The organism is Methylobacterium tarhaniae (assembly GCF_001043955.1).
In the GTDB taxonomy this organism is placed as follows: domain Bacteria; phylum Pseudomonadota; class Alphaproteobacteria; order Rhizobiales; family Beijerinckiaceae; genus Methylobacterium; species Methylobacterium tarhaniae.
Genome location: NZ_LABZ01000250.1, coordinates 1 through 25,652, shown reverse-complemented (window position 1 = coordinate 25,652; position 25,652 = coordinate 1). Strand labels below are relative to the sequence as shown.

Sequence of the window (25,652 nt, the reverse complement as noted above, 5' to 3'; positions counted from 1 at the left end):
CCCCCGCCCCCGTTACTACGCCGCCCCCGTGCTGACGGCCGCCCTGTTCCTGGCGGGCGGGCCGCCGGCCGCCGCACGCGCGCCCGAGATGTCCGCCCCACTGACGCAGATCGCCGGCACCTGGGCCGCCGCGGCGAAGGGCTGTCCGCACCTGGACCAGCGCGTCACGATCATCCCGGAGAACGAGCAGGTCACGGACGGCCGCGCAGCGGAGAACCTGAGCTGCCGCGTCAAGCGCGCGACCCCGCACCGCGCGAGCGTCGCGCTCGCGCTCGTCTGCGACTTCGGCGCCGACGGCCCGCTGAGCTTCGAGACGACGGCGACGGCGACCCGCACCGGCCCGAAGACGCTGACCTACACGACGCGCTTCATCGGCGGCGAGCCCCACGCCGAGAAGCTGGTCCTGTGCGAGCGTCCGAACGACGTCGCGGCGAAGCCCGGCACCCCGGACCCGGCGCAGCCGCACTACGTCCTGCCCCCGCTGCGCACAGGTGAGTACTACGAGGGCCAGGCCTACCCGGCGGACTACGACGAGCGCCGTCAGGAGCTTCTGGGCGCGAAGGCGAAGCCCCTCCCGCGCGCGAAGGACGAGGTCTGCGCGCGCGACTTCTGCCGCAAGTACCCCGAGATCCGCGCCTGCTACGCCGACTACTGCGTCGGCCGCTGGGAGCGCGCGGACGGCGCGACGCTGGACTACGTCGTCAAGCCGGAGACGCTCGAGGTCCTGAAGATCGTCTGCCGCGACACCTGCAGCGCGGACGAGATCCGCCCGCACGTCCGGTAAACTACCCGTGCCCTAACGACTCAACAGCTGGAGAAGCTAGGCAATGCAACCAGCAGGTGGATGCCGACTGGAGCACCCTGACAACACGGGAGCCACCTTACCGAGCGTTGGCATCTTCTGGGGCGTGCCGGACGGCGGACGCACCGTGCTGGTTACCGACCGCACGCCCATGGCCGAAGCGGAGATCTACGGCGACTGCCTCACCCACCCGCGCGGGCACCACGAGGTCTGGGAAGCATGGCGCAAGCTCGGAGCCACGGCGCTGCGCCGCCGTGGCCTGCCGCCGACCATCGTGAATCACGAGTACGCGGCGTTCCCGCGCGGGCGGGTGGTCTACATGCGCGAACCGGCGCTTTTCACCCTCTACGCCGACCGGCACCTGCAACGGCCGGAGACGGTCACCAACATCCTCCGGCTTTTCGGCCTCGCCGGCGAGCGACACACGGTGCGTTCAGACGCGCACTATCGGACCCGGGACGGAGGGCAGTTCACATGACTGCCAGCTCGGCCGAGATCGAGGCACTACTGTTCGACGGCAACGACCTCAACAACCCAACACCCGGCATGCTACCGGCGATCTTTCGCGACATCATCGGGGGTCTCGATGCGGCTGGTCTCAGCTACGCCGTGGTCGGGCGCATTGCGCTGACACTGCACGAGCAGGCGCGGTTCGTGGGTGAGATCGAGATCGTTGCAGACCTCGATGCTGATGGGGGCGAGCGCGCCGCCGAACTCGTGCGGGCGACACGTGGCCGGTTCGCGGCACACATGGCCCCGCACCTGTGCCGGCGGTCCATCGGTCTGACGCTGCGATCCTGTAGCTGCGCGACCGAGGCGGCGCTGCTGGCGGAGGCGATTATCCGCCCGTGGTTCGACGTGCCGGCGCGGCTGGCGAGCGCGGAGCACCTGCTCTGGCTGTGGTGCCGAAACGAGGCGATCGACCATGCGGTGGATGCCGCCGCGCTGATTGCGGGCGGCGCCGTCGACCTCTACCGCGTTCAGCGTCTGCTGCGCGAGACGGACGAATTAGAGGAGAGCGGCCAGCGGCGCCTGCGGCTGGCAATCGGCGACGCGGTCCTCTCGACGACGTTCTCGTTCAGCCGGTTCATGGACGAACGGCGCGCCCGCCTCGACCCGAACCGCGTGCCGGTCTGGCGTCTGCAACGGGCGGTGGCCGCGGACCGCGATAACCGCTGAGCGCGGTCGCCTGACAAGCCGCGGCCCCGCATCGCTGCGAAAGGCGACCGGGTCAACGGCTGCCTCGCGGCTGTCACGACCACTACATCACACCGAAAATCACCCCAGCCGCCGGCAGACGAGGTAGCCCGGCAGGCCCCCACCACCTACGGCGCGCCCGCCGGCGGACGCCGGCGCACCCTTGGCAGGGTGGACGAGTGCCCCCCGACCCCGGCACCCCTTCCACTATGCCCTACTGCCTGCTGCATCTGAGTTCCACGTCAGGCTGACCTCGACACCGCCCACCAGACCCGGACCATCGCCGATTTTCCACCAATCTCGGCCACGCCAAGTGTTTGAAACTTGGCATGTCTCGATGGGCTGGTTCCGCCTACATGCGGCCTCGACGGCGGCCAACGACCTCCAGCTCAGCCCTACAGGTCGATGCCTCCGGAGACGCTCATCAACCGGACATCCGCCCCACTACCATCGGCGCGACGACGGGCGCAGTTCATCCGATCGCCGCCTCGTCATGCCGTGGTGCCGGGCCGCGCACGCCCGCCCATTCCGGTGCCTGCTGATCCTGGCTGACGCGCAACCGGCGCCATTCGAGTCCCGCGAACGCGGCATCGAACGACGCGTCCGCCCCGATCGGCAACGCCGCCCGCGCCTCGGCCCAGAACCGCTCTGCCAGTCCTGGTTCAGCGTCCCAGGCCGTATGCCACCATGCCAGGATTGGCTCGCGCGCCCGGGCCAGCGCCAGCGCCGACGGCAGCCGATCGCGCTTCTCGTGCTGGTTCAACCCGGCGCGAGGACGGGAACAAGTTCCAGAGGTCGCCGCACGGCCAAGCCGACCACGGCAGAGCGTGATCGATGTCGAGTACGTCGAGGCGCAGCGGCATACCGGACCACACGCAGACTGGCGGCGTCCCCGCCTCGGCAAGCCGCCCGGCGACGAGGCGAGCCAATCCGGTGTCGCGTGCCGGCTCCTGCCAGACGAGGCGCGCCTCGACCGCGCCGGGCTCACACGCGCGGCCCATACGCACCGCGTAGCCCCGGATCAGCCGCGCGCACTCAGCCACCAGCACCGGCTCAACCCAAGCGCCGAGCCGCAGCAGCGTGCGCCACAGGGTGCCCGGCACCGACACGTAGCCCCAGGCTGTCAGTGTCTCAGGCGTGAGTGTTACCGGACCGGTCACGCGTACCGGTCGCCCCATCCCCTCGAACACGGGACCGCCCGCGTTCGGGTAGGTCGTGTAACGCGCCGGCATCGCCAGAATTGTGCGCCGCGCCTCACCGAGCGCGGCGATGAGGGCTTCGGCCCGCGGACCCGCGAAGCGCATGCCGAGACGCAGATCCCCTGCCATGACCCCGAGCGCCAGCAGCGCGCGGAAGCCCTTTCCGGCGAACCCGAGACCGTCCGGCCCAGAGTTGCCCGGCGTCTGCGGCAGACCGGCGGCGACAAGCGGCAGATAGGTGCGCAGCCAGTTCAAGGCGACGCAGCCCGTTGGCACGAGCACCCGGTCGCTCCCGTCTGCTGCCGGCACGGCGAGCGAGGGCGCGGCGTCGGCAATCTTCGCGACCGCGCGCAGGAGTCCGAGCTTGTAGGTCGAGGACTTCTCGTCGTTGAGCACGATACCGCGGATCAGCGGCAGGCCGAGACTGCCGTCGTCGGGCAGGCGCAGCACCACGCTCGTCCACACGACGCCGGCCCTGCCGAGACGGTCTGGTTCGTCGAGGGCACGTAGGACGGCGAGACCGTGTTCCCTCGCCAGCGCCTCGATCTCCCCGAGCGAGGTCGGGTACATCGCGCGCTCGGGCTCACCGGGACCACCCCGCAGGGTCAAGAGGAGCACGCCGCCGGGTGTGAGCAGCGTGGCCAGCTTACGGAAGGCACACGGGCGCTCGGCCGGGGTCAGGTGCATCCACACGCCCGAGAGCAGCACGAGGTCGTAGCTCAGACCCAGCCGATGCACCGCGGTCAGCGCGGGCAATCGATCGTCGACCCAGCGGAGCCCAGGGTGCAGCCGCCTGCCCTCCGCACGCATCCCGGCGGCGGGTTCGGCGGCCACGACCTCGAAGCCCAGGCCGACCAGCCACGCCGCATCACGGCCCGAGCCTGCCCCGACATCGAGGGCGAGGCGCCCCACACCGGTCGGCAGCAGATCCCGAACCCGCCTCCACAATACCTCAGCACTTAGGGCTTCATAGCGAGCCGCGAACGCGGCGGCCCCGTGATCGTAGGCGGCGATGGTCTCGTCGACGACACTCATGCGGCCGCTGTAGAAGGATCGCCGACCGGATCGGCGGCGGGGAGATCAAAGCGTTCTGCGTCAACACGGCGTGTCATCAAGAATGCCAGCCGGTCAGATCAGCAGGAGCCACTCTTGCAATGAGACTATCCTGCACGGATCTGGCGGCTGCACCAGCTCGGTCCAACAGCCATTACCCTGGCGTGGGCAACCGCTCGCTGGTCAGCACAGAGAGGTCGTCAACGAACCTCCGAGCCGAGGCCGACCAACGGCGGAAAGTCTCTGGCGTCGTCCCCGCGCCCTCGAACGACTCGTTGGCAGCCGCCAAGTCGCGCAGGCCTCGAGCGAAGGCCAGCGCACTCCGATCGTCGGAGGCGGCGGCGGCCTCCACGTAGGAGGCGAGCGTGTACAGGCCCTCGACGGCAGTCGGGACGCCGTCGGGATCGTATTCGAGAGTCGCCGCCCTCATTTCCGCCAGGGCTCGCGTCCATCCAAGCATGGCCCTCGCCTGAGCGTCTCCACAAGCGGTCCGCCCAACGATGGCGTTGGCCAGCACGTGGATCGTCTCCGGCGAGGTGTCTAACCAGCGATCGACGATCGGCATGGCGACCTGAGTCGGCGACCTGGACACCGTTCGCGCGTCGGGCGCTATCGTGGTGATACGACCCGGCGTGCCGCCGACCGCCATCGCGACCTCGTCCTGCAGGAGGCGCAGCTCGGCCACGTTGACGGGCCACCAGCGGGCAAACTCTTGCGCGCGGTAGAAGGCGACTGCGTCGATCCACGCTCCGTTCGGGGCACCCTCGCGGAGCATGAACTCGACCAGGCAGAAGGAGGGGATCTCCTCGCCGCTCCCGTCATCGGTGAAGTCGCGGAACGGATCAACGAGCACTGCAAGCGCCCGCGTGCTCGCGCCACGGCTGAGCAGCCTCACGATGCGGGAGACCTGGTCAATCTTGCCCCCAAATCGCCGTAGGCGCGCGCCGTGGCGATAGGGGATCCGGTGTTCCAGCCGCGACCGGCCCATCTGCCACCAGCCGGCGAGCTCGCTCATCCACTCCTGACGCCCCTCCTCGTCCAAGTCTGCTGGAAGGACATAGCGCTTAGGGAGCAGTCGCCGCGGCCCGCCGGGCGGGAGGTCTAGGTGCACAACGAGCGTTCCGCGCGGGACGATCGACGCCGCGGCCGCGCACGCGCGCTCGTATACCTCGTCGAGGTCGTTGCCGGCCACGACGACCGGGGAACCAGGCGAGACGGAGACGGGCGCATAGTCGCGGCGTTCGTCTGTCCAAAGCCTTACGGCCAGCGGCGGCGACCGGACGGGATCGACGCCGCCGCGCGTCAACGGGAGGGACTCGACCGATACGGTTGGAACGTGTGGCAGCCCTCCGAGCGTCACCAAGCGCGCGGCCTCAGACTGCTCCGTCGCTGAGAACGTCCCGCCAGAGATAACGAGGACCCGTCCGGCGGCGCGACCCTCCTGGTCCTCCAGAGGCTCAAAGCGGATCGACCGCTCGTGCTTGTGCCCGTGCGCGGCGACGGAGACGCAGTTGTCTCTGAAGAACGCTCTGACCTGCTCCGTGTTTGACATTTCCGCGAAGGGCCTCACCTGCTCGCGCAGGCTGGGAGGACGCAGGTGGTGATGCATCAGCACCATGCGCAGTTGCGGACCCTCGTCCGGTTGCGGCGTGGTCGCGATGACGGCCCGCAGTGCTTCAAGCTGCTGCCGGGACACGCGCGTCATGTCGTAGCGAACGAGGGCTTCCAGCTGCGACCGTAGCTTCCCCTCGCTGAGCGTGTCGCCCCCGGACATCACCGTAGGGATGCGCTCCCAGGCGGAGCGCAAAGGTTCCGGGAGCACCGCGGTCACGTGGGACCAGTTGCTTGTGTTAAGCGGGTAGACCGCCCAGCGTCCATCGGGCGCCATCAGCCGGTGCGCGTCTGCGGACGGGGGTAGGCGGTCGATGCCGTCGAGCCAGGGGACAATGCAACCGGCGGCCTGCCACACGTCCCGAAAGGGAGCGTACCGCTCGGGCGAGCCCGGATCCGTTCCCCGCGGCACATCGTGGTTGCCCGGGGTCGCCACCACGTTGGCCGATGTGATCCCGCATGGGCCAAGGCGGTGGAGGATCATCTCGAGAGTGCGCTCGTGCCCGCCCGGCATCCCACGATCCTGGGCGTCACCCGAGAACAGGACCCCCGCAAGGCCCAGCCCGTCGCGGGCGAGCCGATCCGCCAGGCGCGCCAGCATCAAGTCGAGGGCTTCCTCGCGCGTCTCGTGCGAGATCCCTGGGACGTCCACCCCTATGTCGTCCATCTTCAACGGTGTGCCAGCGCCGGTGAGGTGCGCGTCGGTCAGGTGCAGGAATGTGGCGTCTGACATAGTTGGCACAGCCGATGGGTCTGGGGTCTCCACGCACCGGGGTACTGGTGCGCGGCCGCGGCCTCCCCGCCCCGCAGGCAGGCCAGATCATCCACGATCGCGCTCCGGCGTCCAGGGACGAGGCGCGTGCGTCCGCTCTACGCCGCGGGCGGGCTTAGACGAGGGTGGCTTGAGCCCCACACCTGTCGGGCACGGGTAGAGCGTACAGTTCGCGCATGCGCGCCAGGAACTCGCCTTGCCCCCCGTAGCTCGGGTGGCGGACCCGGAAGGCGGACACGTCGAGATCCGATAGCGCGGCCGCTGCGTCATTGCCTATGGCCACTACTGTCCGGGGACGCAATTCCGCGACGAGCCAGTCGAGGTAGTGGCGGGACGCCAGCCTTTCCGCCCGGTTGTGGCATCGGTTCGACATCGGCCCTTCGGCTCCATGCGGATGGAGGGGGAAGACGTTCCACAGAAACACGGGCCGTCCAACGGAGCGCAGCACTTGCCAGACGGCTTTAGCGGTGCGCTCGGCCATCGCCGGGCCGCGAGTAGCTCGCACCAGAGGCAGGCTGCCGTAGAGGCCGGCGTGCGCCGAGAGGTGCGCTTCGTCGGTCAGCGCCAGACCCGTGCGGCGCCCGCCGCGGTATCCGAGGTCGCGCGCCACCCAGATAGAATCCACCCCCGCCGCGGCAGCCGCCTCCAAGACGAGACGCAAGTTCTCCCTGCGGATACGGGGCGCATCGTCCGCATCGAATTCCGGACAGGACTCGGCGTAAGGATTGAAGGTGCCTGGGAAACGGAGTCCGGCCAAGTCGTCGATGAATGCGTCAGGTGTCATTCTGGAAGTTCCTCAACGGACATCCTGCGGCCGAGGAGGTCGAGTTGCAAGCGCCCACGCCGCTTCTCGCGCAGGAAACGGAAGGCTTCGTTACCGGCGAGGATGGCCTCCTCCCAGAGCCAAAGCGGTCGGGACTCAACTTCGTAACCGCGGACGAACTGCCGGACAGACCGGAGGAATCCGAAGCCCAAGTCGCCCGGGCGCTGCCCCTCAAAAAAGTCCAACCGTTTGGCCTCCCCGAACACGAAGGTTGCCACTCCCTCCTCGATCAGGATAGCCCGGGCACCGTCCTCGCCCTCGTCGACGCGCACCTCGCTCTTCCTTTTGAGTCGGAACAAGGCCCGTGTCACTGGTGACCAACCCAGGACAGCCGCGTACGCATAATGGAAAGCATCATGGAAGCGGTAGTCATCCGGCTTCATAATGTTGTCGGTCAGGCGGTCTCCAATAAAGATGCCATTGCATCTCTGAACGACGTATCGCCTGTCGTTGCCGCCCGTCCGTTCGAAGATGTCGACGGTCAGTGAACGCGGCAGGCGCTCCTCCGGCGGGAAAGTGTCGTCGAACAGCGGTGGGACTGTACGCTCGGTCGGCCAGCGGTCTTCGGCCTTCGCGAGATTGCGGACTGCGGCTTCCACCAGCGTGACGCCCGCCTCGTCGGCTGCTGAAGCCAAGGAGTCGAATACCGCTTCGAGGAGTTTTGGCAAGGTCGGGTCCGCCGCGAGATCGCCCCGACCCGCCATCGCGGCGAGACGCCCGACATCCCCAGCCAAGCGGAGCAGCGTGCGTTCGAACGCTGCAGTCGGCACTACCAGCGGCAATGCACGCTGCGGCTGCAGAGCCGCGAACGTGGAAGCGGCTCCCTCGGCGGCTCGTCGACCTGCGATCTCGGACAAGCGCAAGCCGGCGTGGCCGGCAACCGCCGCCAGGTACCAGAGCACGTCGCCCATCTCCTCGACGACGCTCTCCTCATAGCCGAGGTAGGAACGTGCATCGCGCTGCTTCTTCTTGGTCTCGCTCAGTAGGCTGCCGGTCTCGCCGAACAGGCCGAGCACGGCGAGGTCGAGGCCGCTGCTGCTTCTGGTCCTATCGGTGCGGATCGCCCGCGACTGATACTCGTCGAGGCCGAGGTGCTCCGGGTCCATGATGCAAACCCTCCATAGACCCCGGATCATCGTCGTGCCCACCGGGGACACCTCCGACGACGGCATACACCGGGGCGGTCAGTACCAAAGCGTCCACCGCACTTGCCGTTTCGTTCACGAACTACCATTTCGTCTCGGGCGTGTCGCGAGCGGAACCAGCGACGCCTGTGGAGACGTAATCCATGCCTAAGGTCCGTGTGATCGGCCCAGTCGACGACGCCATTCACGACGCCCTGCTAAAGTTGCTGGTCGAAGCCGGGTTTGAGGTTCTTGAGGACGATCCCCCGTCAGACGCCGAGGCTGAATGCGGCCCGCTCGACCCGGTGGACGAAGATACGCAGGAAGTGGCCGAGGGGCTGACGGAGGCGAGTCGTCCGTCAGAAAATTCCGTGACGCCCCCCTGCGAGGAGGACGCGGGCATCGTCGTCCTGTCCCCCGAGTCCTTGGAGGACGGTAGCATTGAGGCGGCCATGCGGAGGGCAGCTGCTCGGGGTTGCCACGTAATCGGTATCTGGCCGCCCGGGACGCCCGAAGGAAGGCTTCCCCGGCCGTTCGAGGATTATGGCGGAGATACCACCATCTGGGACCCGGGCCGAGTACGCGATGCTGTCTCGCAGCCAAACGCCCGTCCAATGTGGTCGTTACCGGACGATCAGCCTCGTCCGGGGCGCCAGGTCAAACGGCATAAGTGTTGAGGCGACCGTGCGGCTCCACTCATACGTCGTGGATCACGACCTCGGGTTCGCCCCCAACCCGTTTTATCGCGTGTGCACGCTGGCGAACTGCAAGCCCCTAATTCGCAAACATGCGCAGTTGGGTGACTACGTAGTCGGCACCGGCTCGGTCCCCAACGGTTTGGTCGACCGGGTCGTCTACTGGATGCGGGTCGACGAGATTATAACGTTTGACGCCTACTGGAGAGATCCGCGCTTCCTGCGGAAACGGCCCGTCCTGGCCGGCAGCCGCATGCAGATCTATGGCGACAACATCTACCGGAAACTCCCCGACGGCACGTACGCGCAGTCCGACTCGTTCCACAGCATGCCGGGGGGAATCGTCCACCCGAGCAACCTCAAGACCGACACGGGATCCACCGAAAACGTTTTGATCGGATCTGAGTATGCCTACTGGGGCGGCGAGGGCCCGATCCTACCTCCGGAGTTGCGAGGGATACCGCACGGCACGCAAGGGCACAGCAACAACCGATTCTCGCCCGAGTTAAGAGCGGCTTTCGTCGCTTGGGCGCGCGGAATTCCTGGTCGCGGATTCCTTGGACGCCCAGCTAACTGGCCCGGCTGACATGGACATGGGATGAGCCCGCAGCATCTGTGGCTTGACGCGAGCTCGAAGGCAATCATCGCGGTGACCCAGGCCCTGAATGGGGATCGTAATTCGGTCGACGGGCACCGTTCGTGTTATGGTGGCTACCAGCCCGGTCCAGGCTGAGCCTAACTCGCCGTCACAGTCCAGCCCGGGGCGATGCCGGCGCCTCCATCGGCGGAGTATGCTGGCGCAAGGCGCGGCGTAGTCCGACTCACCCTACCGTAGCTTCTCATCGTACTTGGCGTCCGAAGGTGAGCGTCGCTGAAGATGGTCCGCTACGCCAGCGTGTCCGGTCGAAATAGCGTGCGGGTCAGTGAACATCGGACGCTCTTCGCCAACGGCGGCGCTGATTGCCACCTCACAGAGCCCGGCTGCCGTTGCGGAAACGGTCAATCGCTTTGCAAATCGCGGCAGTCAAACCGATCGCAGCGATGTTACTGCCCATGAAGAGCGAAGCCGTAATGTCCTGGGTGCCATCGCTTACCGTGAGACCGCGGCTTCCCTCGTGAATGACGATCGTGCGCGAGGACGAGTCGATTTCAAGCTTCTGCCAGTTCCATGCGACGAGGACACCTTCGCCGGTGCGCATGACGCTCTCCGCGAGACGGGGCTCGGAGGGCGAGCAGCCAGGCGGCAGCAAAACGGCTTCCAGAACTGTTTCAAAGACGATGGTGCAGCGGCTGCAGCCGACCCCATTCATCAGATGCTTGATAAGTTGCTCCCTTGTCTTCTTTCGCCAGGGATCGTCGGGTCCGCCGATCTGATCCTCGTCGAGCCAAACCGTGTAACCAAGGCGCGCAAGATCGTCGCGCAGGGCACGCGCGGTTGGTAGATGCTTGGAAATCTTGTAGCTGATGAAGGCATCAAATTTCCATTCCGTTTGCCAGCTCAGGGCTGGGAAGTCGCGCGGCCTGGATGTGGCGCTGAGCAGAGGTGGGCCCAGTTCAGAAATTGGCATCGACACGCGCTTGCTCTCCGTGTCGCCGCCCTCAGCGGCCAGCCAGCTGAAGCACCCATATGCGTAATCAAGCAGCAGCGTCTTGCCTGTCGTACGAAGCGCTCCGACGAGCTTCTGATCACGAAAGAGGCGGCCAACCTGCAGACGGAGCTCGGAGTCGAGATTGCGCGCGTTGTCCTGCGCTGCCAGGACCAGAGCCGCGGCGTCGCTCACGGCAATAGCGACGTCAATGCGCTTGGCCAGGCCGTCCGCTTCTCGCCTGACAATTTCTGCACGGTCGTCGAGACTGAGTGCTTCGAACTGTATCGCGGCATCGAGCGCGGCGGCGACATTAGGAAACTTCGCCGCTAGCGCCCGGCTCCAGCCGCCGGGCGCGGCCCGTTCCGCTTCCGCGAGTGTCTCGGAAAAAGCGTGCGACGCGCTGAGTATTACGAGCGAACCCGGAAACGCTCTTGAGTATCCGTTGCCGAGCAAAATCCCGCCCGTGGCGAGCAGGAACTCGACCGCTTCCAGATTATGCTCAGCGTAATCAAACAGCTTGAGGAAGAGGACGAGCGGTTCCGGGCCCGCCGTTCTGAGATCGCGGTTAAGGCGTAGCGGACCATCGTATCCAACACAGGAATGTTTGACGATCCGCGAGGAGAACATTGTCTTAGCGATGCTCACGGCAAGGAGCTCCTTGCCTACGGACGTCGGCCCAGCGAACAGCAGGCGCAGCGGAAAACGCGGTTCCGGTTCGCTCCGCCAATCGGCGATGCACTTGGACGCCGCGGCGATGACCCGCCGCTGTCCCGCAATTTCGAGCGAAAGGGACTCGGCAATCTCAACCGCCTCGCCCTCCAACTTTGCCATCGATCGTGCCCCGACCAAGCTAGGTCTGAAATACAGCACAGGAACGAATTATATCCAAGCGTCGATGCCCGTGATTGTTGTGGCGTCGATCTTCAGGCGTCGCTTTTCGATTTTCTCTACCGCATCGCCACCCCTCCCGCCTACAGGCTAGACTAGAGCCGTGAAGGCTGAGATTCTGCACGCGTCCGGGTGGCGTGGATCGCCCTCACCGCGGCGGGCAGGCTTTTTTAAAGGCCGCCAGCGCGGCCGGATCCTGGGCATAGTGCCGGGGTCTGTCGGAGAGCTTGGCAAAGCCGAGCTTTCTCAACTCGCGCCCGACCGTGGTCTCGTCCAGGCTGACGCGGAAGCGGGTGTAGAGCCAAGCGGCCAGATCCGTGCGCCGCCAGCGCACGATGCCGTCCCGATCCGGGTCGGGACCGCGCTCGACGATCGCGGCCAGCGCCCGGCGCTGGTCATCGCTCAGCTTGGGCCGCTGCCCCGGTGCCTGGCCGTCGATCAGGCCCGCGGGACCATCGGCGTTGAAGGCTAATACCCAATCGCGCACGGTCTGCAGGCCCACCGCCCCGATCCGGGCCGCGTCCGTGCGGTTGCCGCCATCGTAGATCGCAGCCAGCGCCAGAAGACGCCGGCTCTGCCAGGCATCCCGGCTCGCCTTGGCCAGACGGCGCAGAGCGTCAGCGTTGAAGTCCTCGCGAAGCGGCACGGCTGCGGACACGGCAAAACCCTCCGGTTCACCGCATCAAATCAGATCCGTCGCCTATCCAAAACCCCGTGAGTCACCATCAGCGCTCGCTGGTATTAGAAGGGGCCAACGAACGCGTCGACCGTCTCGCGTCTTGGATGTGGTGGTACGAACATTCAGAACGTCGCGCCAAAGGGAGCTGGGCGGCGTTGTGACGCGGAGGCTCGCCCTTCACGGGCGCGTTCGGCGCCTCCGCGGCCGCCCAGCCGCCCTCGGTGTCTCGGGCAGCCGGCGAAATTGGACGCCGCTGTCCCGAGTTCTGCGCGCGCCGCCGTGCCAACGTCGCCGAGTGTCGCTTGCCCGCGAAGGCGCGGGATTGACTTGCGGCACGTCCGTCGCGGGGACGAACCCCTCGATCGAAAAGCACGCGATTTTGGGTCCACCGCCTTCGCCGACGCGCGGCATCAAGGGTGACCCAAGCTCGTCGAGGCAGTCGTCCGCCTTTGCCCATTCCGGCAGCGACCTGCGACACCGCTCGTCGTGCTCAACCCGCGCCGCCGCCTACCGAAGGATCCTTCCGCGCTCGCCGGAATAGCGGGCGCTGCCCTCGTCGAATTGGCAGGGGTCCGCCAGAACCTGATTGAAATCGGCCGCGAACTGTCTGGTCAGCCACCCGATCAGTCCCGCGCACTGCTCAAGTTCGAAAGTCCGGTGGCGCCTTATGTTCCGGTAACCCGCCTCTGCCAAAAACTCCGCCGGAACGAGTGGCGCCTCTCTCCCGAAATAAAGAAACCTTCGCGATAGCAGGACACGCTTCCCTGACGTATCGGTCTTCATGTTCTGCGGGTCGGGTGTGCCATCCGGACGGCTGTGATGAGAGTCTTCTTGAATCCAGCCGCCGTCGTCGTCGCGATGATAGATGTTGTCGCCCACCATGGCTCTTAGACTGCCATTTCGTACGGGCCTTTTGCGCCTGTACTCGGGGTCCGTCCAATACTCTTCGAACGTAAGCGAGGTCGTGACCTGCATGGCGAAGACGCAGCGGCCGACCGCGTTCAACGCGATCCCGCCCATGCCAACTACCCAATCTCCCTCGCGGGCAACCCGTCGAATGTCCGGCTTGCAGGTGGCCAATGTGCAAACGCCATGGAAGGGGTTCGGCGCGAAACCGAAGTCTCGCGCGACCACGTAGATGTAGACCTTAGCCATCGCAACTCAACAGCGCGAGGTGGTCCCGGCGTGTAGCGGAGGTGCGGGCGAGCCGTCCGGAGCCTCAAATGAGCTGTCCGCTCCCTCGATCGCCGAGATGACAGACTCCGCGTTCCAGTTCTTGATCGCGTCACCGTACTTCTTGAGGGCGGGTGGAATGTCCGCTTCCGTCCCACCGCGCGCGTAGACCCCGACGATGCGCTTGCCAAGACGATTCGCGAGCTTAATCTCCCAATCGACCCACCGACGCTCGTGCGTCCGCTTCCCGATGAGCACGATCACCGTCGAGGCCCAGGACATCTTCATACGCAGGAGCCGCTCTATAGTCCCATCGCTCACCCGTCCCTCGTCGAGGCGACGTTGGTTCGCGGGCTTAGCTCGAATCGAGCTGTTCCTGATCTCGTAGCCTCGGCGAGCGAGCACTGCCGTCAGCTTGTCGACATGACCGTCGTCGGCGTGATGATGACTTATGAAGACGTGACGTCGAGAGGCCATCAGACTCATCCGTCGTCGCGCCAGCAGAGGCTCGCGCGTGGAGTGAACGCGGTATATGGTAGTCGCAACGGCCATCCGCCACTACCTCAGCGAGCGAAACGCCGGCCGAAGATCTCCTCGTCCCCTTGGATCCCAAATCGGTGAACACTCCTACGATGCAGGCTTCGGAGCCGGGTCGGCTTTGGAAGGACGTCCTGCCGGCGGTCCTGGGCGAGGACGGTCTCATGCCGGGCTTCTGGGCCGACCATGGGCATCGCGAATGGAAGATTGGCGACGCTGATCGGAGGGCGGCACACGCGTTCCACGTGCAATTGATCTCGAGGGTCTCGACGCAACGTCTCGGCTACGGGCGCGGCATCGAGGCGGCCGCCTTACGCAGCCTCCACAAACTCTTCGAGAAGGCACGGGAGGTCGTCGAAGCGAACCCGGGCTCCGCCACGGTCGAAATCCTGGTCTGGGAGGTGATGAACGCGGAGGTCAGGCCCTTCGCGTCGAAATGGCATCCCAGGAGCGTGGAAGGAGGATTGCAGGCTATTGATACGAGCGACGAGTTCCGCGAGGAGCTGGAGCACGTGCAACGCAGCCTCCGCCGCCTGGATGCCGCCTTGCGCCTCGTCCTGGGCTCGGCCGGCTACCGCGCGAATGACCCCGTCGGCACTACCGCGGAGATCGAAGCCGAGCTGGCCGCGCCGGTGACCTGGCGCCCCGCCGGCCACGAGGTCGCTCGATCGAGTTTCGAGGCTCTCGCGCTGGCGGAGGCGCGTGCCGTACGAGCGCGCCGGACACATTACGGACTGGCAGATAGGGGATGGGCGTCAGGAATTGCACTGTCCGGCGGTGGCATCCGTAGCGCGACGTTCTCGATGGGGGTGCTGGCGGCCCTCGCCCGTCGCGATCTCCTCCAGCAATTCGACTATCTCTCGTCAGTTTCAGGCGGAGGATATACGAGCTCCTTCCTCACCCAGCTTCTCGGCGCCGCACCCGCCCCGGACCTCGGCTTGCGCCCCTCTGAGCGCCCGTTCCGGCGCGCCGAGGGCGAATCCGAGATCCTCAGGACCCTTCGCCAGCGAGCCCGCTTCCTCGCCGGCTCGTTCCTCGAGAGGGTCTTCGTAGCCATGAGGCAGGTCCACGGGCTCTTCGTGAACCTGGTTCTCCTCCTCCTCGCCGTTGCCGTCTTCGCATATGCCGACGCCTCTGCCAGGCGGCTCGTGATCGGCTCAGTGTCGAGCGCGGCGTTTGCGATCGGGGCACCGCTGCTCGCCGTCGTCGTCTTGGCCTGCGCGGGCAAGAGCCTCGACAAGGTCGGCACTAATCCAGGCTGGAAACACATCCTCCTCGGGGGGCTGTTTGTCGTGCCTCCCGCCTGGTACGTCCTCGGGCTGGTCCACGAGGCCTCTGATGCGGCGGCGGCGCGGCTGCCGGGCGGTCTCAGCGATAAGTCCCTAATTTTGGGCCGGCGTCTGCGCGGTTTCGGCGACTGCGGTCAGCGCGGCACTCTGGACAGCCTTCGCGCGCACGCGGCCGTTGGTCGGCACCGCGCTCACGGTAAGCCTCGTCCTCGCAGCCGAAACGGTGCTCGAGCGCCTATTCTCGAAGACTGACATGGCAACCGGAGCCTGGTGGCTCATCGCCGCCGCCTTCGTGGCGGCGGCGCTGGCGGTCGTCTTGGACGTCAATCGAACGACCCTCCACCCCTACTATCGCGCGAAGTTGTCGGCCGCGTTCCTCTTGGACGCGGAGGGCGGCGTCTCACCACCCCTCAAGCTTAGCGCCGTCAGGCCCGAGAGGACCTTGTTCCCTATCCTCAACTGCGCGCTAAACGTCCCCGGCTCGAAGAGCCCGGCGATGAGGGGAAGGCTCTCGGACGTTTTCTCACTGACTCCCGTTTCCATCGGTTCGGCCCTCGTCGGACACCGCCCGACCGCAGACTGGGAGAAGGAGAACCCAGAACTCGACCTCGCCGCCGCGATGGCGCTCTCCGGCGCCGCGGCATCGCCTCAGATGGGCTTGCGCACGAACAGGCTCGGGAGCTTCTGGCTCACGCTCCTCAACGTGCGGCTCGGAATATGGCTACGACGGCCGAGCCCTCACACCGGCGAGGGAGGAAAGCGTCCAGACCGCTCCCGCTTCGCGGGACCGCGGCTGCCGTTCCTCCTGCGGGAGTTCACCGCGACGGCCAACGAGAGTCTCGAATACCTCCACGTCTCGGACGGCGGGCACATCGAGAACCTGGGCGTCTACGAGCTGTTGCGGCGGCGATGCAGCTACATTCTCGCGGTAGACGGCGAGAACGATCCCGCGATGACGTTCCACGCCCTCACCAACCTCCAACGCCTCGCCTACATCGACTTTGGCATCGTCATCGAGGCCGATCTCGACGACCTGCGGCTCGGGGGCGACGGTTTCACTCGATCGCACTTCCGCCTGTGCCGCATCCGCTACCCGGACCCAGAGCGGCCGGGCAGCTTCGAGACGGGCTACCTCGTGTATTTGAAGCTGTCTCTGACCGGGAACGAGGGGGAGTTCATTCGTAGATACAGATTCGACGAACCGGCCTTCCCGCATCACCCGACATCCGACCAATTCTTTACGGAGGCGCAGTTCGAGGCCTATCGCTCACTGGGGGAGCACATCGGGGATAAGCTATTTCTGCCGGCGATCGTTGGGCCAATGGGAAGGTCGTCCCGCCTGGACTTGGCGGAATGGATGAAGGCTCTCGGTCGCAGCCTGCTCTGATGCGCAGTGCAGCCCGCTCCCGGCCCCGCCGCTGCGCGCCGCTTCGCCGCGTGCGGTAGCGGATCGGCCATCGAGGCCCTGGGTATGGATAACGATTGAGGTTCTCTGCGCCCTTGAAGCCCTCCTCGTGGCGGCGCGTCACCTGTACCACGCCGACCGCGCCCTTGAGGCCGTCGAAGAACCCGAGTTCCCACGGCATCCAGCGCGAGCCCGTCGCGTACTGGCCGTGGACGTAGAGCAGCGTGTTGGAGCTCCGCATGCGGCGCTTGAGGATCTCGGCCGTCTCTCGCGTCTCGTCGGCCGGCGACAGGTGCGGATCGCTGTACTTGTCGACGTAGATGGAGAGACTCCAATCCTCAAGCAGTGCGTTGACGCTAAGCAGGATTTCCTCGGGCTCCGCCGACGAATGGCTGAGGAAGACGTCGAACGTCTCTGCCACTGAAGCTCTGTCTTCCGTGAGAACGCGACCGGAATTTTTCCGGGTGCTCCGCATCACGCGTCCCGCGCGGGTGAGGACCTCGCTTTCGGTCAGGTAGGACATCTAGGATCCGCGCTACGGGTTCGAAGCCGCGCCCGCGACACGCACCAGCCCGCGCAGGATCAGCGTGACGGCCTGGTCGACATGGGGCGTACGGGCTAGGATCGCGTTTTCCTCGCCGGTCAGCCCATTGTTGAGGCTAGCGGCCGTGAAGGAACCAAACGCCGTCCGACCCGCCCAGGCGGGGCGCGGCGCCGCCCAGGGAGCCACCAAGCCGATAGTCTCGGCGATGTCCCGGGCGCACCCGCCGAAGCCCCCCATCAGAAACAGAGGTTGGCCGTCACGCAGGGAGATCAACGCCTCCTCGCCGATGCCGGGCATCGTTCCCTTGTAGCGGTCCACGCGGCCTCCCAGGACGACGCGGGCGTTCGTTTCGGCCAGCATGGTCCGGCGCATGCCGGTGAGCCCGTTAGCCCACTCGTCTTCGGTGGGTTGCCGCGAGGCAAGACGGTGTCGTTCGGCCATGGACAGCCGCGTGCCGTCGAGGTCCAGGCACACGAGCTCGGCCGATCCGTCCAGGTCGGCTACGGCGCTCTCCAGGGCGCTCGCGGACTGCAGGATGTGGACGGGCCATGCGAGGTAATTCGTCACCCCGGTCGTCTCGTCGCCGTTGCCTGCGTCGCGCCGGTGCCGCGCCACGAGCTCGAACAGCAACTCGCTGAAGCCGTGCTGCCGTAAGTCTCCACCGTAGACGAGCCGCGCGCCGAGCGCGAGCAGGTGGCGCGCGATCTCGGCCATCGCGTCCCGCAGGTGCTCGTCGCTGAGCCCGAGGGCCGGCATGTCCGGGCTCTCCGAGGTGGAGATCGCGACCGCCTGCCGTCCTAGCACTTCCTGGTAGCTCATCGCACCGCTCCCGCCAGCCACTCGGTCAGGCTACGCAGCTGAACCCGGGGCGCAACATCCGCGAACAGGCGCTCCTCCTCGACGCTCAACGGAGGATCCGGGTAGACGATGATCGGGTCTGGCACGTCGGTCGCCGGGGGTAGGCTTGCGAGCGATATCAATTCAGGGGGGCGAGGCACGAACACCACGTTCCGCCCGCCGGTGTCGCGCGCCAGCTCCACACGGCAGCGCCAAAGGAAGTCCTTCAATACCTCATCGAGCAGCCGACCGACCACAAAATCGATGCGGTCGGCCTCATTTGGATTGAGGCGCACAACGGGAACGTTGCCCATGTAGGGAAAGCCGCGCTCGTCAAGGTCGCTGATGCTGTTGGCGACTACCAACGGAATGTTACAGCGCTTGGCCTCGATCACTTCCCGCCGGCACCACTCGCGGGAGGAGTAGGAGTCGGTGTGGATCGCGACCATGGCGCTAACGCGAACCTGCTGCAAGAGAACCTTCTGAAATCGCAGGCCGGCAGGGATGTCGTGCACGTCGAAGAAGCTGGACAGCCCATGGCCTCCGTGGAGGCGGTCGCGGATCGCATGCGCGATTTGCTCGCCGTCGCCGTCGTGCTTGGAATGACTGAGGAAGATGCGCACCTTCTTGAGGTATGCCTCGAGCGCGGCATCCTCCTCGGCCGGTCGCTTGAGATGTTCCAGGTAGTGGCGCAGCATCCGGCAGAACTCGTAGGTGAGTTCGGCGACCAGCCGCCGCCGACGATCGGCGAGGTCACCGGGCCAGAGATCCCATCGGAAGGCCTGTTCCGCCAGTCCTAGGTCTTCGAGCGCCGCGAGATCGACCGCGACGGGGAAGACCCGCGTGCCGAGCCCCGATGCCTCCGTCCGCTCGACCAATTCGCGCACGTACGCGGTCCAGTGCGCGTCGCCCGCCAGGTTGGCGTCGCCAAGGACGACGACCGCCGTCGTCTCGGCCTCAGCGAGATCGATCGGCAAGGGCGCCGGAGAGCCTGGCGCGGCGGCGAACCGATAGATCACGCTCAGGCCGGTGCCCCCCGCCACGTTCTCGTAGAGCTTTCGGCGGAAATGCTCGCGCAAGGCATCCGCTATGGCGGTCCCGTCCCCGAAGCCAGGATGCCAAAGGATGTAGAGTACCAGGAACGGACGGGTCGAATCGGCCATGTACGCGCCTCCCGCGGTGCGCAACCAAGGTGCGCGCCGGCAAGCCCGGGCCAGCCGGGTTCAGACCCACTACGCACGTGCGCTGAGTGGAGGGCAAGGTCGGACCGGTCGCATGGTTCCACACTGGCCGGCAAAGCGGCATCGACGACAGCGGGTCGAGGCGGCTGAAGCTCACGGCCACTTTTTCGACGAAACCAAGATCCATTCCGCCGCGGTCCGCGACGGACGTCCGACGGTCGCACGGTCACCGTTCGTCAAGCCGAGCGTGGACGCTAAATCTGTGCGCGAGGATGGCGCATTTCGGAAGTAGTGTTTGAGTGACGGCGCTTTGACGCACCACACCGCGTGCACTCAGACCGTCGGACTCACTATCTTTGCGAAAACATCAGCCAGACCAAGAGGAGTAGACTACCCCCTGCCGGCATGGGTCGTGTACGACCTACCCCTACCCACCTACTTCGAGACACCACTACATCTACCCACACTACCTCTCGTTGGACGACCCAGCCGACGGTAGCTCCACATACGTCCTGCCCAGCTGACTCGAAACACTGCAGTCGACTATTGCCATCCTCCTCGACATTTCGGTCTCCCGACTGACGCGCAACGCACCTTCGCCACACCTCGCGCCATCTCATTCGTCGTTCATCTCGCTGCCCCGTCCGGGAACCCTGATCCAGCCGCACCACCGCGGCCGTGACCCAGGACCATCCCGATGAACATCACCGCCCCGCTGCCGCCCACCACCGCCAACGACCCCAACCCCCTCGCAGCCGCCACTTGGGCCGTCCTCGACCGGTCTGGCCTCGGCCCAATCGACCGCGTGCCCCTCATCCCCGAGGCCACCCGCCGCCGCCATCACGTCTTCGTGCCCGCCGACCACCGCTTCAAGGCCGCCGCCCGCTTCATGCAAGCACTCTGGCGCGAGGACCGCGGTCTCGCGATGGGCACCCAGGTCAACCGCCGCGAGCCGCACCGCCCCCGGCGCCTCGGCTCACGCATCTCGACCGCAGCCGGCGCGCTCGGCGCCAACTTCCTTCATCCCGACATCGTCCCGGTCGTCACCCGCGCGCTCGCCTACCGTGAGCCGGGCGCGGCCTACGACATAGACCGTCTCAAGACCAACCTGCTGTCCTCCCAGCCGCTAGCCTTCAACCTGTTCGGCCCGCTCGCCCGCGACCCGCGGCTCGCCACCCGCTTCGTCACAGAGTTCCTGCCGGGGACACTGACGGAGGTCACCGACGTGCTGTTCGAGCACAGCCCGGGCCGCGGCGACCCGCGCTTCACCGCCGACCGCACCGCCTACGACGTCATCCTGCGCGGCCGGAACGCGACCGGCGCACGCGGCCTGATCTGCATCGAGATCAAGTACAGCGAGCCCGGCCACGAGCCCGCGCCCCCACCCCACCCGCGGCACACGCAGATTGCGCACGCCACCCCGGGCTTGTTCGTGGACCCGGACACGCCGACACTGACCGGCGGCGCCTGTCAGCAATTTTTCCGCCAGCACTGCCTCGCGAGCGCGATGCTCACAGCCGGCCTCGCGGACACAGCGACCCTGGTCTTCATCGCCCCCACCCACAACCAGTCCGCACACGCCGCGGCAGCGACCTACCGGCGCCAACTCGCGGATCCCCAGACGGGCACAGTACCGTTCGTGCCCACGACGCTGGAGCACGCGTTCGCGGCCCTAGCGACTGCCGGCCTCCCAGACCACGCCCGCGCCCTTCATCGACGTTACACCGACTTCTGGCTCGTCGACGGCGAACTCGACCTCGCCGCAGCAGCCGCGACGCAGAAGCCAGCTGAGGGCATGACGGCACTCGACACCGACGCCGCCCATCGGCTCCGTACGGCGGCGTCGCCCAGCCGTAAGGCCGCCTGATCGCGCCAACGGCCAGCACTTCATCAACACAATGCCATCCGGGCCCGACGGCGAACCAGCCGCTGAGCCCGGACCCAACGCGCTCCCTGCAACGCCGAGGACAAACACATCCCGCCTACCAAAACGAAGACCCTTGATAGCCAGACGCCAATCCTGCAAAGGCAGCCTATATCCAAGCCGACCGACGTAGTCTAAAATACAATCTGTCGATCGACAACGCCGCATCAGCGTCGGCGGCAGGCACTAATTACCGAGTCCGCACTTCCGTGCCTGCCAACAGCAGGCACCACTTCTCTGGCACCTCTACGAATTCGCCCCGCAGCACTGGTGCGGCGTCCCACTCACCGGGCGCCACACGATGTTCACGCACCACCCCAACCCGACCCCCTTCGTCAGCTCGCTCACCACTAGCCGCCGAGTCGACGTCACACCGCACGCGCTCGCACACGCGCTCGAGGCCGCATTTCTGTCCATGCGCACACCGGAGGGCGAGAGCCGACACCCGGTCGCGATCGACCTCAACTTCGGCACTCAAGGTCGAGGCGCGGTCACCTTCTGCTGCCAAGAAACAGGCACCAGCGAACGTCGACCTCTTCGAGCGCAACGCCGATCGTACTGGGAGCTAACAGCCGCAACAGAGGGTGACGGACGCACTCACGGAGATACTAGAACTCCCGCCTTTGCGCTGACCGTGGCTCTGACGCCGCTCCTTCATCCAGGGCGATCCATCGCAACCCGCATCTGCATGTCCCTCCACCTCGTTCATGAACCCTGGTGGCCAGCCGACCTAACGGACACGCTCACAGCCCTCGCCAACACCTACCATCGCTGCATCGCGGAACGCACGCAATCGATGGCTTGAGCTAGCCGGGAGCGGCGCACGCGGCACCGCGACCACCCGAGGGGGCACATCGACGAAAACGCGCCGATCCACGCCCTGCCAAGTGTCTGAAACTTGGCACGTCTGACCACGCAACTTCTGCCAACATGCCGCCTCGGGCGCACCCAACGACCTGTAGCTCGCCCATGCCAAAGCAATCAACACAATCAGGCATAATTAGCACCGAGCAGAGTGCGCTGCTCCAAATGGTACGACCTTCTATGCAAGCAAATGATGCGCAATTACCAACAATACACGCAGAGACAAGACTCGATCAACCAGCGCCGAAGCCGGCGCACGTCCATCGGCAGCCGGACCTCTCGGCGATACGGGCTTCGGTCGCCCCCATGCAGCTTTCCGTTGACCGTAAGCGACACTGAGCAACCTGAAATGTGAAAAAATTCGGGCCGCCCCTTTCCATGCGCTAGCGGTCAAGATTAAGCTTGTGACGGGTTGCAATCGTTCCCGTTCTTCGTCCGAAAAGGGCATGTCCATGAGAAAGCAAGGTCTGGTCGTCGCCTGCATCGCGGGCGCGCTCGCCATGGCCGGGATCACACCCGCGCAGGCACAGAGCGCCGGCGCGATGTTCGGGGGCCTCGCCGGCGGCGTCCTAGGTGGCGTTATCGCGGGCTCGATCGCCGCACAGGCGGCGCGGCAGCGCCCGGTCGTCGTCTACGCACCGCGGCGGACGGTCCGGGTGGTGCGGGTCGTGCGGCATGCTCCGCCGCGGGCTGTCCGCCAGCGCCAGGCCTATCCCTCCGCCGGCCCGGCCCGGGTGCAGCCGGTGAGCGCCTCGAGCGACCCCTTCGCGTCGTCGCGGAGCGGCGTGAGCGTCGTCAATCAGTCGCGCTGACGCGTCCCTCCCTCCGCACGCCGGATTCTCGCGCATGTTCCGCTCGATCGCTCTCGCCCTCGTGGCGTCCGTCAGCGCCGCGGCCCTCCCCGCCGCGGCCTCGCCGGCCCCGCTACGGCTGACTGTCGACAAGACCTTCGGCAAGGTCGCGGGCTGGTCGATCGGGTACAGCGAGGGCCTCGGCGGGTGTCTGGCTGCTGCCAGCTACGGCGACGGCACTACCCTGTGGTTCGGTATCGGCGGAACCCGGGGCTCGTCCTACCTCGCGCTCACCAACCCGAAATGGCGCTCGCTCGAGGTCGGGGGCCAGTACGAGCTTCATTTCCTCGCCGGCCGCGAGAAGTGGCACGGTACCTTCACGGGGTTCGAGCGGGACGAGGCCCGCGGCCTGTTCCAGTCCGGCCTCAAGGAGCGCTTCGTCGCCGACCTGTCCCGGGCCGGCAGCATCGCGGTGAGATTCCAGGGCAAGCAGATCGCCGTCCTCTCCCTCGTCGGCTCGACCGAGGCCTTCGACGCCGTTCTGGGCTGCCAGAAGGACGTCGTGACCGCCGCCAAGGAGACGCCCGGCCCCGACGCATCGCGCAAGCCCGATGCCGGTCCCGTCAGTGCCGGCACAGGCTTCTACGTCTCCGAGCGCGGACATCTGCTGACCAACCACCACGTCGTCGCATCGTGCACCGACATCTCAGTACGCCAGCCCGGCCAGTCCCCGTTGCGAGCGCGGCTCGTGGCCAGCGACGCGGCGAACGACCTTGCAGTGCTCGCCACCGACTTCCCGCAGAAGGCCGTGCCACCGCTCTCGATCCGGGCACGGCTGGGCGAGAGCGTCTACGTCTATGGCTACCCGCAGAGTAGCATCCTGGCCTCGACCGGTAACTTCACCATCGGCAACGTGACGGCGATGGCGGGATCGGGCGACGACACCCGCAAGATCCAGATCTCCGCGCCGGTCCAGCAGGGCAACAGCGGCGGCCCCGCCCTCGACCAGTACGGCAACGTGATCGGGGTGGTACAGTCGAAGCAGGTCGCCTTTGCGTCCGGCGACGTGCCGCAAAACGTCAACTTCGCCATCAAGTCGACGATCGCGCTCAACTTCCTTGAGGCGAACGGCGTCGAGGCACCGATCACCGTGCGCAGCGCCGATCCGCTCGACGGCGCCGCGCTCGCCGAGAAGGCCCGGGACTTCACGGTACAGGTCGTCTGCCGGTGAGGCTGGCCCGCGCCAGGAGCGGGGTGTTTACCAGGATCAAGCGTGGAGAGAATCGGAACGACAGTCACGAAGGGCCACGAAAAATCATCCACATCGATGACGGCACAACGACACGACGTTGTGTGGGCGTTAACCCGCGACCCCCTACGAGAAAGCTCTGTCTCGGTCGCCGACCCTTCGGGCGCGTGACTTTTGCATGATAGTCGGAAATATGTCGCCGCGGATCATCAGTCCCGCTCTCGCAATACTGGTCGTCGCGACGTCGGCCCATCCCGCGTCAGCGCAAGATCACGGCGCGGTCCGGGTCTGCGACGACCTCGCGAGCGCTCCTTGGGATACGGATGCCCCGGACACGCAGCGGGCGGTCGCGTTCCGGGACCTGCGGGCCGGGGTGGCGATCCCGGCCTGCCGCGCGGCGATCGCGCAGGCGCCGGCCCTGCGCCGGCTGCATTTCCAGCTCGGTCGCGCCTACGACCGGCAAGGCGCCAACCAGGACGCGTATCTCGCCTATCGCCGGGCCGCCGACCTCGGCAGCGCCGCCGCCAAGGTCAATATCGGGATCCTCTACCACCAAGGCCGACGCTTCGAGAAGAACGACGGCAAGGCGCGGGCGTGGTTCCGCGACGCGGCGGAGAGCGGCTTTCCCGAAGGGATGTACTGCTACGCCACCGCCCTCGACAACGGTATCGGCGGAATGGCGGACGCGCAGGGCGCCCGGGCCTGGTACGCCAAGGCAGCCGAGCGCGGTACTGCCAAGGCCCGGGCAGCCCTCGTCCGCCTGGAGATCGACGGTACGGGGACGGGGGCACGCTGTGACTGATCCCGCGCCGGAGACCCACCGATGACCGGCGCCCAGCGCTTTGTCGCCAGCCGCACGCTCGCCGGTCTGGATCTCGTCCGGATCGACGATCGTCCCGTCCTCGAGGATCATGAGCGCCTGCGCGGCCTCCTTGGCCGGTACGGCGGCGCGGCGCTCGCGGCCCTGTTCGCCGAGCCTGTGGTCTCACGCAGCAACGGCGCGGCCCCGGCGCGGGTCGATTGGTATACCGGCCTCGACGGCCCGATCCGCCCGCTCGCCGAACTCACCTCCGGCGAGGCGAGGCGGGTGCAAGAGCGCCTGCGCGCCGCGCTCGCGGCGTTGGAGCCCCTGCTGGGGGGCCCCGACGGGCCGCTGCCCGCTGCCAGCCTCAATCTGGCCTCGCCGCAGGCGGTCATGGCGGTCGGCGAGGCGCCGCTCCTGATCGACTGGGGCCTGCTGCCACGGGGCCTCGCGGCTGACGAGAACGGCCGTCTGCGCCACGCCGCCGCCACGCTCGGACCCGACTGGCCGGTGCCGCCGGTCGGCCGCGAGGATTGGGCGGCCCGGTTCGCCCGGCCAGCCACATCGGAACCGGAGGTGGCATCGCCCCCCCTGCCGCACGGACCGCCGCGGCGGACCTTCACC

20 protein-coding genes and 3 pseudogenes are annotated in these 25,652 nt (G+C 66.8%); 11 read left to right on the top strand and 12 right to left on the bottom strand.

Annotated features, from left to right (window positions below; all coding sequences use genetic code 11):
• The 3 genes from VQ03_RS34030 to VQ03_RS27425 all read left to right on the top strand — a co-directional run.
• On the top strand, nt 1-784 hold a 784-nt coding region (locus VQ03_RS34030), incomplete at its 5' end, for a hypothetical protein (RefSeq protein WP_167376139.1).
• Nucleotides 785-929: 145 nt separating this feature from the next.
• Nucleotides 930-1,280 (top strand): hypothetical protein, encoded by a 351-nt coding sequence (locus VQ03_RS27430; RefSeq protein ID WP_245292214.1) that lies wholly within the window; start codon nt 930-932, stop codon nt 1,278-1,280.
• Nucleotides 1,277-1,981: a hypothetical protein gene (locus tag VQ03_RS27425; RefSeq protein ID WP_048454085.1), complete on the top strand. Its 705-nt coding sequence runs from the start codon at nt 1,277-1,279 to the stop codon at nt 1,979-1,981. The genes VQ03_RS27430 and VQ03_RS27425 overlap by 4 nt, the downstream gene beginning before the upstream one ends.
• Before the next feature lie 490 nt (nt 1,982-2,471).
• On the opposite strand, the gene VQ03_RS34025 is transcribed toward VQ03_RS27425, so the two are convergent.
• The 5 genes from VQ03_RS34025 to VQ03_RS27405 all read right to left on the bottom strand — a co-directional run bounded on the left by VQ03_RS34025 (nt 2,472) and on the right by VQ03_RS27405 (nt 8,563).
• Nucleotides 2,472-2,618, bottom strand: coding sequence for a hypothetical protein (locus VQ03_RS34025; RefSeq protein ID WP_167376138.1), 147 nt, complete (start codon nt 2,616-2,618; stop codon nt 2,472-2,474).
• A 43-nt stretch (nt 2,619-2,661) separates the two neighbouring features.
• The gene (locus VQ03_RS27420; RefSeq protein WP_053078758.1) at nt 2,662-4,233 is read right to left on the bottom strand and encodes a class I SAM-dependent methyltransferase; all 1,572 of its coding nucleotides are present in this window, start codon (nt 4,231-4,233) and stop codon (nt 2,662-2,664) included.
• Nucleotides 4,234-4,405: 172 nt separating this feature from the next.
• Nucleotides 4,406-6,595 carry a metallophosphoesterase gene (locus VQ03_RS27415; RefSeq protein ID WP_048454084.1) on the bottom strand — a complete coding sequence of 730 codons (2,190 nt, stop codon included), beginning with the start codon at nt 6,593-6,595 and terminating at the stop codon, nt 4,406-4,408.
• A 154-nt stretch (nt 6,596-6,749) separates the two neighbouring features.
• Nucleotides 6,750-7,418 (bottom strand): uracil-DNA glycosylase, encoded by a 669-nt coding sequence (locus tag VQ03_RS27410; RefSeq protein ID WP_048454083.1) that lies wholly within the window; start codon nt 7,416-7,418, stop codon nt 6,750-6,752.
• Nucleotides 7,415-8,563, bottom strand: a complete 1,149-nt coding sequence (locus VQ03_RS27405) for a nucleoside triphosphate pyrophosphohydrolase family protein (RefSeq protein WP_048454093.1) — start codon at nt 8,561-8,563, stop codon at nt 7,415-7,417. The genes VQ03_RS27410 and VQ03_RS27405 overlap by 4 nt, the downstream gene beginning before the upstream one ends.
• A 702-nt stretch (nt 8,564-9,265) precedes the next feature.
• On the opposite strand from VQ03_RS27405, the gene VQ03_RS27400 reads away from it, so the two are divergent.
• Nucleotides 9,266-9,862, top strand: coding sequence for an Nmad2 family putative nucleotide modification protein (locus VQ03_RS27400; RefSeq protein ID WP_048454092.1), 597 nt, complete (start codon nt 9,266-9,268; stop codon nt 9,860-9,862).
• Between the two features lie 382 nt (nt 9,863-10,244).
• Here the strand turns inward: VQ03_RS27400 and VQ03_RS27395 are convergent, their stop codons facing one another.
• The 5 genes and pseudogenes from VQ03_RS27395 to VQ03_RS27380 form a co-directional block, all read right to left on the bottom strand.
• Entirely contained in the window at nt 10,245-11,696 is a 1,452-nt protein-coding gene (locus VQ03_RS27395) for a hypothetical protein (RefSeq protein ID WP_048454082.1), read from the bottom strand.
• Nucleotides 11,697-11,904: 208 nt separating this feature from the next.
• Nucleotides 11,905-12,030: pseudogene (locus VQ03_RS35350) on the bottom strand (helix-turn-helix domain-containing protein); the annotation flags it as partial.
• 32 nt (nt 12,031-12,062) lie between these two features.
• A pseudogene (locus VQ03_RS27390) lies at nt 12,063-12,411 on the bottom strand (helix-turn-helix domain-containing protein); the annotation flags it as partial.
• A gap of 528 nt (nt 12,412-12,939) precedes the next feature.
• Nucleotides 12,940-13,587, bottom strand: a complete 648-nt coding sequence (locus VQ03_RS27385) for an Nmad2 family putative nucleotide modification protein (protein ID WP_048454080.1) — start codon at nt 13,585-13,587, stop codon at nt 12,940-12,942.
• A 6-nt stretch (nt 13,588-13,593) separates the two neighbouring features.
• Complete coding sequence (locus VQ03_RS27380; RefSeq protein ID WP_048454079.1) at nt 13,594-14,082, bottom strand: TIR domain-containing protein; 489 nt, start codon at nt 14,080-14,082, stop codon at nt 13,594-13,596.
• A 224-nt stretch (nt 14,083-14,306) separates the two neighbouring features.
• Here VQ03_RS27380 and VQ03_RS31180 point away from each other — a divergent pair, with 224 nt between their 5' ends.
• A complete protein-coding gene (locus VQ03_RS31180) occupies nt 14,307-15,683 on the top strand; it encodes a patatin-like phospholipase family protein (protein ID WP_208605566.1) in 1,377 nt (458 codons plus the stop codon).
• Nucleotides 15,607-16,818, top strand: coding sequence for a hypothetical protein (locus tag VQ03_RS27370; RefSeq protein ID WP_157064288.1), 1,212 nt, complete (start codon nt 15,607-15,609; stop codon nt 16,816-16,818). The genes VQ03_RS31180 and VQ03_RS27370 overlap by 77 nt, the downstream gene beginning before the upstream one ends.
• A gap of 553 nt (nt 16,819-17,371) precedes the next feature.
• On the opposite strand, the gene VQ03_RS27365 is transcribed toward VQ03_RS27370, so the two are convergent.
• Both VQ03_RS27365 and VQ03_RS27360 read right to left on the bottom strand, forming a co-directional pair.
• Nucleotides 17,372-18,199 (bottom strand): hypothetical protein, encoded by an 828-nt coding sequence (locus tag VQ03_RS27365; protein ID WP_048454078.1) that lies wholly within the window; start codon nt 18,197-18,199, stop codon nt 17,372-17,374.
• Nucleotides 18,196-19,380 (bottom strand): toll/interleukin-1 receptor domain-containing protein, encoded by a 1,185-nt coding sequence (locus VQ03_RS27360; RefSeq protein ID WP_048454077.1) that lies wholly within the window; start codon nt 19,378-19,380, stop codon nt 18,196-18,198. The genes VQ03_RS27365 and VQ03_RS27360 overlap by 4 nt, the downstream gene beginning before the upstream one ends.
• 715 nt (nt 19,381-20,095) lie before the next feature.
• On the opposite strand from VQ03_RS27360, the gene VQ03_RS27355 reads away from it, so the two are divergent.
• The 5 genes and pseudogenes from VQ03_RS27355 to VQ03_RS27335 all read left to right on the top strand — a co-directional run.
• Nucleotides 20,096-21,265, top strand: a complete 1,170-nt coding sequence (locus VQ03_RS27355; RefSeq protein ID WP_245292212.1) for a PGN_0703 family putative restriction endonuclease — start codon at nt 20,096-20,098, stop codon at nt 21,263-21,265.
• 1,373 nt (nt 21,266-22,638) lie between these two features.
• On the top strand, nt 22,639-22,998 hold the full coding sequence (locus tag VQ03_RS27350; RefSeq protein ID WP_157064287.1) for a hypothetical protein: 360 nt from the start codon (nt 22,639-22,641) through the stop codon (nt 22,996-22,998).
• A 34-nt stretch (nt 22,999-23,032) separates the two neighbouring features.
• Entirely contained in the window at nt 23,033-24,208 is a 1,176-nt protein-coding gene (locus VQ03_RS27345; RefSeq protein ID WP_048454075.1) for a S1 family peptidase, read from the top strand.
• Nucleotides 24,209-24,419: 211 nt separating this feature from the next.
• Complete coding sequence (locus VQ03_RS27340) at nt 24,420-25,028, top strand: tetratricopeptide repeat protein (protein WP_245292211.1); 609 nt, start codon at nt 24,420-24,422, stop codon at nt 25,026-25,028.
• Nucleotides 25,029-25,049: 21 nt separating this feature from the next.
• Nucleotides 25,050-25,652 (top strand): annotated as a pseudogene (locus VQ03_RS27335) (serine protease); the annotation flags it as partial.